The organism is Bordetella petrii (assembly GCF_020991325.1).
GTDB classification, from domain to species: domain Bacteria; phylum Pseudomonadota; class Gammaproteobacteria; order Burkholderiales; family Burkholderiaceae_B; genus Bordetella_A; species Bordetella_A petrii_E.
The window spans coordinates 1-6742 of record NZ_JAJMLX010000250.1 but is presented as its reverse complement, the minus strand read 5'-3'; the positions used below and the strand labels follow the sequence as shown (position 1 = coordinate 6742).

Sequence of the window (6742 nt, the reverse complement as noted above, 5' to 3'; positions counted from 1 at the left end):
GCCGCCGCGAAGGTGCCCGCGGTGCCGGTCAGGTGCCAGCCGCGCATGCGGGTACGGCTGGGGTTGAACGCCTGGCTGACGCGATTCATGGCCTCGTAGCCGGCCGCCATGCCGGCCAATATCAGGCCGCCGCCGGCGCGCTGCCGCTCGGCCAGCGCCAGTACCACCGGCACCACCAGCGCGCCCGGGTGGATCTTGGCGCGGCTGTGGTCGTCGAAGTCGAAGCTGTGGATGGCGGTGCCGCCGGCCAACACAGTGTTGACCGCGCTTACGCGCATGCCGCCGCCCCACAGGGCGGCCTCGGCTGGCCCCTGTTGCTCGCGGGCGAATTCGGCCATGATGCGGCCCCACGGCGTGGTCAGCCCGTACAGGCCGCAACCCAGTGCGTCCACCAAAGCGTGGTCGAGAATCTCCCGGGTCTTGCCGGGAATGTCGGCGGGCCTGAGCCCGGCGATGAACGCCGCCAGTTCCTGGGTGACGCCGCGGTACTCGCGCGCCAGCTTCTTCCATGTCTCCAGATCGTCCACCCCTGCTGCTCCTTGCTGAAACGCGCGGGCCTGCCTGCCCGGCTTCCGAGTTTGACGATCTCGATGATAGGAGCGATGCGCGCGGGCATCTATCGGCCGCGGCTCAGATCAGTTATGAACGGGATTCATCAGTGTCCTGCCTGAAGCACGCTACACTGCCGCCGGTTCAACCGAGAGCAATATGTCCTTCGTCCCAGCCGAGATCACGTCTGTCTTTGCCGCCGTCTTGGTGGTTACCAGCTTTCTCACTTCCGCCCTGACGGCCGCCATGGGACTGGGCGGGGGCGTGGCCATGCTGGCCGTGCTGAGCCTGGGCCTGCCGGTGACCAGCGTGCTGCCGGTGCACGGCGTGGTGCAGATGGGTTCGAACAGCGGGCGTGTCGTCATCCAGCGCCGCCACGTGGTGGCCCCGCTGCTGCTGTGGTTCACCCTGGGCAGCCTGGCCGGTATTGCGCTGGGAGCCTCGGTGGTGGTCAGCATTCCCGACGCGCTGGCCAAGTGGGCCCTGGCGCTGTTCATCCTGTGGTCTGTCTATCGCAAGAAACCCAGCACGACGGCCCGGCGCCACGGCAAGGCCTATTTCGTGCTGGGCGGGGCGATATCCAGTTTCTGCACCATGCTGGTGGGCGCCACCGGGCCGCTGGTGGCGGCGTTGCTGGCCCGCACCGGCCTGATCAAGCAGCCGCTGGTGGCCACCCACGCCGCCTGCATGGTCATCCAGCACGGCATGAAGATCCTGGTGTTCGGCACGCTGGGCTTCGCCTACGCGCAATGGGGACCGCTGATCGCGGCGATGATCGCCAGTGGCGTGGCGGGCACCTGGGTGGGCACCCGCCTGCTGGACGACCTGCCCGAGGCCACTTTCCGGCTGGGCTTCAAGATCGTGATGACCGCGGTCAGCCTGCACATGATCTGGCAGACCTTTTAAGGGTCAATGGTGCCGGTGAAAGGAATCGAACCCTCGACCTTCTCATTACAAGTGAGCTGCTCTACCAACTGAGCTACACCGGCGGATGCGCCGCCACGGCGGCGCGTGGCGGTTATTTGACGATAGTCAGGCGCGGACGCTTGGGCTCGTCGTCGTCGCCGTCGGGCGGCGTGGTGGCGGACGATTCGGCCGGTGTGTCCGTGTCCGTGCCGGCGGCCGCGTCCACGGCGACCGGCACGGCGGCGCTGTCGGCGTCGGCGCTGGCCGGTTCATAAGGCTGGACTTCGAACCCCATGCCTGCCCCGGTTTCGCGGGCATAGATGGCGCTGACCGCTGCTACGGGCACCAGCACGCTTTCGGTGACACCGCTGAAACGGGCCTGGAATTCAATGAATTCGTTGCCGATGATCAGCTTGTTGGTGGCCAATGTGCCCACGTTCAGCGTGATCTGGCCGTCGCGCACGTGGGCCACGGGCACGCGCGTGTGCTCGTCGACCTGGACAGTGATGTACGGCGTGTAGCCGTTGTCGGTGCACCATTCGTGCAGTGCGCGCAGCAGATACGGTTTGGTGGAAGTTTCACCCATATTGCACAGCCCTCGCGCTTAGCGACGCATGACTTTTTCAGACGGCGTCAGCGCTTCAATGTAGGCCGGACGCGAGAAGATGCGTTCGGCGTATTTCTGCAAGGGCGCGGCGTTCTTCGGCAGTTCAATGCCGTAGTGATCCAGGCGCCACAGCAGCGGGGCCACGGCCACGTCCAGCATCGAGAACTCGTCGCCCAGCATGTACTTGTTCTTGAGCAGCAGCGGAGCCAATTGGGCAAGCCGGTCGCGGATGTTCTGGCGCGCATGGGCCAGTTTTTTCTCGTCGGGCTTGGCGCTGCGGTCTTCCAGCGTGGAAACGTGGACGAACAGTTCCTTCTCGAAGTTGTACAGGAACAGGCGGGTACGCGCCCGCATGACCGGGTCGGCCGGCATCAGCTGCGGGTGCGGAAAGCGTTCGTCGATGTACTCGTTGATGATGTTCGATTCGTACAGCACCAGGTCGCGCTCGACCAGGATGGGGACCTGACCGTACGGGTTCATCACCGAAATGTCTTCCGGCTTGTTGTACAGATCGATGTCGCGGATTTCGAAATCCATGCCCTTTTCGAACAGCACAAAACGGCAACGTTGCGAAAAGGGGCAGGTGGTTCCGGAATAGAGCACCATCATGGCGGTAAGTCCTTGTATTGAAAAGCGAAAGGCCAGCGTCGCCAATCTAGCAAACGCTGGCCCCGATTGCCAGGGTGGACAGGCGTAAGCCGCCCGATCGGGAATATGTTACCGGCCAGGCTAGGCGCCGGCCGGCAAGCTGGCAGGGCTGAATATTAACGCACGTGCTTCCAGTAAGAGGCATTGAGGCGCCAGGCCACCACCAGGAACAGGCCCAGGAACAGCAGCACCCACACGCCCAGCTGCTTGCGGAACAGCTGCGTGGGCTCGGCCATCCAGGACAGGAAGGCGGTCAGGTCGGCCACGTCGTTGTCGTAGGCGGCCGCCTTGGCCGGGTCCAGGGCCTTGAATTTGGATTCAACCGAAGCGTGGCCGTGGAAATCGGCCACGGGTTCGGCCTTGGCCTGGGAAAAACCTTGGGCATCGAAAGTGGTGGTAACGCGTTCCCAAGAGGAATGGCCGTCTTTGCCCTGCGCCTGGCGCATGGCCACCGTGGTGAGTTCGCGCGGGCCCTGCAGTTCCCACAGCACGTGCGGCATGCCCACGTTGGGGAACACCAGGTTGTTCCAGCCCGTGGCGCGCGCGGCGTCGCGGTAGAACGTGCGCATGTAGGTGTAGATGTAGTCGGCGCCGGTGGGCCCGGCGTTGATGGACTTGGCGCGCGCGATGACGGAAAGGTCGGGCGGTGCGGTGCCGAACCATTTCTTGGCATCGGCCGGCGTCATGGCGATGTGCATCAGGTCGCCTACTTTTTCGCCGGTGAACAGCAGGTTTTCCTTGATTTGGTCGTCGGTCAGGCCGATGTCCGCGAGCTTGTTGTAGCGCATGGACGTGGCGCTGTGGCAGTTCAGGCAGTAGTTGACGAATAGCTTGGCGCCATTTTGCAATGCGGCGACGTCGTTGACGCGGTCGGGGGCCTTGTCTAGCGGAAAGCCGCTTTCGGCGGCATACGCGGCAGTACACGCCAGCGTAAACGCTACGGCACCAATCAGCTTCTTGATCATGGTCATTCCGTTATGGGTTCGTGGCTTAGTGGGCATGGAACGTGACGCGGTCGGGAACCGGCTTGAACGTTCCCAGGCGGCTCCAGACAGGCATCAGGAAGAAGAAGCCCAGGTAGATCAGCGTACCGATTTGCGACATGAGGTTGTACACGTCGTTGGGCGGCTGCGTGCCCAGGAAGCCCAGGATCAGGAAGTTGACGATGAAAATGCCGTAGAGAACCTTGTGCCACGTGGGGCGATAGCGGATGGACTTGACCGGCGAGTGGTCGAGCCACGGCAGGAAGAACAGGATGACGACCGCGCCGCCCATGGCCACCACGCCCCAGAACTTGGCGTCGATGACACGCAGCAGCACGGCTACCGCCACCAGCACGGCCGGCACGGCGATGCGCATGAAACCCTTGAGGTTGCTACGCAGCAGCAGCGCGATGGCGCCCAGGATGGCGGCACCGGCCAGCACCCAGGTGAATTCGGCGGTGGTGGCGCGCAGCATGGAGTAGAACGGCGTGAAGTACCACACCGGAGCAATGTGCGGCGGGGTCTTGAGCGGGTCGGCCGGGATGAAGTTGTTGTATTCCAGGAAGTACCCGCCCATTTCGGGGGCAAAGAACACAATGGCCGCGAACACGATCAGGAAGCCCGCTACGCCCATGATGTCGTGCACGGTGTAGAACGGGTGGAACGGAATGCCGTCTTTCGGGCGGCCGTGCCGGTCTTTCGGGCCCTGCTTGATCTCGACGCCGTCGGGGTTGTTCGAGCCGACTTCGTGCAGCGCCACCAGGTGCGCCGCCACCAGGCCGATGAGCACCAGCGGGATGGCGATGACGTGCAGCGCGAAGAAGCGGTTCAGGGTGGCGTCGGACACGACGTAGTCGCCGCGGATCCAGATGGACAGCTCGGGCCCGATGAAGGGAATGGCGGCGAACAGGTTCACGATGACCTGGGCTCCCCAGTAGGACATCTGGCCCCAGGGCAGCAGGTAACCGAAGAAGGCCTCGGCCATCAGGCACAGGAAGATGGCCACGCCGAACACCCACACCAGTTCGCGCGGTTTGCGGTACGAGCCGTAAAACAGCCCGCGCAGCATGTGCAGGTAGACCACCACGAAGAACATCGAGGCGCCAGTGGAGTGCATGTAGCGCACCAGCCAGCCCCAGGGCACTTCGCGCATGATGTACTCGACCGACTGGAACGCGCGTTCGGCGTCGGGCTTGTAGTGCATGACCAGGAAGATGCCGGTGACGATCTGGATCACTAGCACCAGCAGCGCGAGGGATCCGAAGAAGTACCAGAAGTTGAAATTCTTGGGCGCGTAGTACTCGGACAGGTGCGCTTTCCAGGTAGAGGTAACCGGAAAGCGCCGGTCCAGCCAGCCCAGCAGGCCTGTTGTCTCGACGGTTTTTTCGCCAGCCATCAATGGCTCCTTCTATACGAGGCGTATTTTTGCTAAGTCGGGGAAAGGCGTTGCGCGAAGCGCATCAGGCCTTGTTCTCTTCATCAACCCCGACAATGATGCGGGTGTCGCTCAGGTATTGATACGGCGGGACTTCGAGGTTGTCGGGCGCGGGTTTGTTCTTGTACACGCGGCCGGCCATGTCGAAGGTGGAGCCGTGGCAGGGGCAGAGAAAGCCGCCTTCCCAGTTGGCTGGCAGGCCGCCGCCGCCGCCCGTTTCGAAGTGGGCGGTGGGCGAGCAGCCCAGGTGGGTGCAGATGCCCACGCATACGAACAGGTCGGGTTCGCGCGAGCGGAACTCGTTTTGCGCGTATTCCGGCGTGAAGCCGGGGCGCTCGGAGTTGGGATCGGCCAGGAACGCGTCTTGCGACTTGATGCCGGCAAGTTGTTCTTCGGAGCGGCGGATGACCCAGACGGGCTTGCCGCGCCATTCGACGGTGCGCATCTGGCCGGGAGCCAGGTCGGCGACATCGACTTCGACAGGGGCGCCGGCGGCGCGGGCTTTTTCAGAGGGGGCGAAAGTGCTGACGAAGGGGACGGCGGTTGCCACACCGGCTACGCCGCCCACCGCACAGGCGGTTGTTACCCAGAAACGTCTAGAAGGATCGGGCGGCAGGTTTGGGTCAACCGCACCGTCATCGTCATGCACCAGCGTATCCTGACTCATCTTCCTATCCTTGTTGATGCGCCTAAGCCACCTGTAGCATCAGGCTTGCAGCATCTGGTTTGCCGAGATATGTAACAGCATAGCAACCGCGTATTATAGCGTCAGCCCATCGTGAGGCGAACGACCTAAGGAGCATTCATGAGCAAAGCATCGGGTTTTCTCAAAGAATTTCGCGATTTTGCGGTCAAGGGCAATGCCGTTGATCTGGCTGTTGGCGTGATCATCGGCGCTGCGTTTGGCAAGATCGTCGATTCTGTCGTGAAAGATCTCATCATGCCCTTGGTGAACTTCATCCTGGGCGGCTCGGTGGATTTTTCCAACAAATTCCTGGTGCTGTCGATGCCCGACGGCTACACCGGCCCCATGACATACGCGGACGTGACCAAGGCGGGCGCCATCGTGTTGGCCTGGGGCAATTTCATTACGATCCTGATCAACTTCATTCTGCTGGCCTTTGTGGTGTTCATGATCGTGAAGGCCATTAATTCGGCGCGCCGCAAGGAAGAAGCCGCGCCGGCCGCGCCCGCGGCTCCGCCCGAAGACCTGGTGGTGCTGCGCGAAATCCGCGACCTGCTCAGGAAATAAGCGGCGCCGCGCGGTGCCGGCCTATACGGGGTTGTCGATGTCCACGAACTCGACGCGTATCCCGAAGTGGTCGGCCACCGCCTGGCCCAGGGCTTGCACGCCATAGCGTTCGGTGGCGTGGTGGCCCGCGCCGATGAAGCCCGTGCCGGTTTCCCGGGCCAGGTGCACGGTGGGCTCGGAGGCTTCGCCGGTAATGTAGGCATCGGCCCCGGCTTCCACCGCATCGGCCAGGAAGCCCTGCGCGGCGCCGGTGCACCAGGCCACGCGAGCGAGCGGCCGGTTGGCATCGCCTACCACCAGCGGCGGGCGGCCCAGGCGTTCATGCACGCGTTGCGCCAGGTCGCCCAGCGTGGCCAGGCCGG

At 63.6% G+C, this 6742-nt stretch carries 9 protein-coding genes and 1 tRNA gene; 2 read left to right on the top strand and 8 right to left on the bottom strand.

Going from position 1 to position 6742, the window contains the following annotated elements; all coding sequences use genetic code 11:
* A partial coding sequence (locus LPZ50_RS19825) for an MmgE/PrpD family protein (RefSeq protein ID WP_230664122.1) occupies positions 1-527 on the bottom strand: 527 nt, incomplete at its 3' end.
* Positions 528-708: 181 nt separating this feature from the next.
* On the opposite strand from LPZ50_RS19825, the gene LPZ50_RS19820 reads away from it, so the two are divergent.
* Entirely contained in the window at positions 709-1455 is a 747-nt protein-coding gene (locus LPZ50_RS19820) for a sulfite exporter TauE/SafE family protein (RefSeq protein ID WP_230664119.1), read from the top strand.
* Positions 1456-1462: 7 nt separating this feature from the next.
* On the opposite strand, the gene LPZ50_RS19815 is transcribed toward LPZ50_RS19820, so the two are convergent.
* The 6 genes from LPZ50_RS19815 to petA all read right to left on the bottom strand — a co-directional run bounded on the left by LPZ50_RS19815 (position 1463) and on the right by petA (position 5795).
* Positions 1463-1538 (bottom strand) — tRNA-Thr (locus LPZ50_RS19815).
* A gap of 29 nt (positions 1539-1567) precedes the next feature.
* Positions 1568-2041 (bottom strand): ClpXP protease specificity-enhancing factor, encoded by a 474-nt coding sequence (locus LPZ50_RS19810; RefSeq protein ID WP_230664116.1) that lies wholly within the window; start codon positions 2039-2041, stop codon positions 1568-1570.
* An 18-nt stretch (positions 2042-2059) separates the two neighbouring features.
* Complete coding sequence (locus LPZ50_RS19805) at positions 2060-2671, bottom strand: glutathione S-transferase N-terminal domain-containing protein (RefSeq protein WP_230664113.1); 612 nt, start codon at positions 2669-2671, stop codon at positions 2060-2062.
* A 155-nt stretch (positions 2672-2826) separates the two neighbouring features.
* Positions 2827-3681 carry a cytochrome c1 gene (locus tag LPZ50_RS19800; protein WP_230664110.1) on the bottom strand — a complete coding sequence of 285 codons (855 nt, stop codon included), beginning with the start codon at positions 3679-3681 and terminating at the stop codon, positions 2827-2829.
* Between the two features lie 19 nt (positions 3682-3700).
* Positions 3701-5089 carry a cytochrome b gene (locus LPZ50_RS19795; RefSeq protein ID WP_230664107.1) on the bottom strand — a complete coding sequence of 463 codons (1389 nt, stop codon included), beginning with the start codon at positions 5087-5089 and terminating at the stop codon, positions 3701-3703.
* Positions 5090-5153: 64 nt separating this feature from the next.
* Positions 5154-5795: a ubiquinol-cytochrome c reductase iron-sulfur subunit gene (petA, locus tag LPZ50_RS19790; protein ID WP_230664105.1), complete on the bottom strand. Its 642-nt coding sequence runs from the start codon at positions 5793-5795 to the stop codon at positions 5154-5156.
* A gap of 138 nt (positions 5796-5933) precedes the next feature.
* On the opposite strand from petA, the gene mscL reads away from it, so the two are divergent.
* Entirely contained in the window at positions 5934-6380 is a 447-nt protein-coding gene (gene mscL, locus LPZ50_RS19785) for a large conductance mechanosensitive channel protein MscL (protein ID WP_230664102.1), read from the top strand.
* A 21-nt stretch (positions 6381-6401) separates the two neighbouring features.
* On the opposite strand, the gene LPZ50_RS19780 is transcribed toward mscL, so the two are convergent.
* On the bottom strand, positions 6402-6742 hold a 341-nt coding region (locus tag LPZ50_RS19780; RefSeq protein WP_230664099.1), incomplete at its 5' end, for a Nif3-like dinuclear metal center hexameric protein.

What these genes read in the sequence shown, in the direction of transcription:
- LPZ50_RS19820 (WP_230664119.1), top strand. Translation starts at nt 709, where the DNA reads ATGTCCTTCGTCCCAGCCGAGATCACGTCTGTCTTTGCCGCCGTCTTG.
- LPZ50_RS19810 (WP_230664116.1), bottom strand. Translation starts at nt 2,041, where the DNA reads ATGGGTGAAACTTCCACCAAACCGTATCTGCTGCGCGCACTGCACGAA.
- LPZ50_RS19805 (WP_230664113.1), bottom strand. Translation starts at nt 2,671, where the DNA reads ATGATGGTGCTCTATTCCGGAACCACCTGCCCCTTTTCGCAACGTTGC.
- LPZ50_RS19800 (WP_230664110.1), bottom strand. Translation starts at nt 3,681, where the DNA reads ATGACCATGATCAAGAAGCTGATTGGTGCCGTAGCGTTTACGCTGGCG.
- LPZ50_RS19795 (WP_230664107.1), bottom strand. Translation starts at nt 5,089, where the DNA reads ATGGCTGGCGAAAAAACCGTCGAGACAACAGGCCTGCTGGGCTGGCTG.
- petA (WP_230664105.1), bottom strand. Translation starts at nt 5,795, where the DNA reads ATGAGTCAGGATACGCTGGTGCATGACGATGACGGTGCGGTTGACCCA.
- mscL (WP_230664102.1), top strand. Translation starts at nt 5,934, where the DNA reads ATGAGCAAAGCATCGGGTTTTCTCAAAGAATTTCGCGATTTTGCGGTC.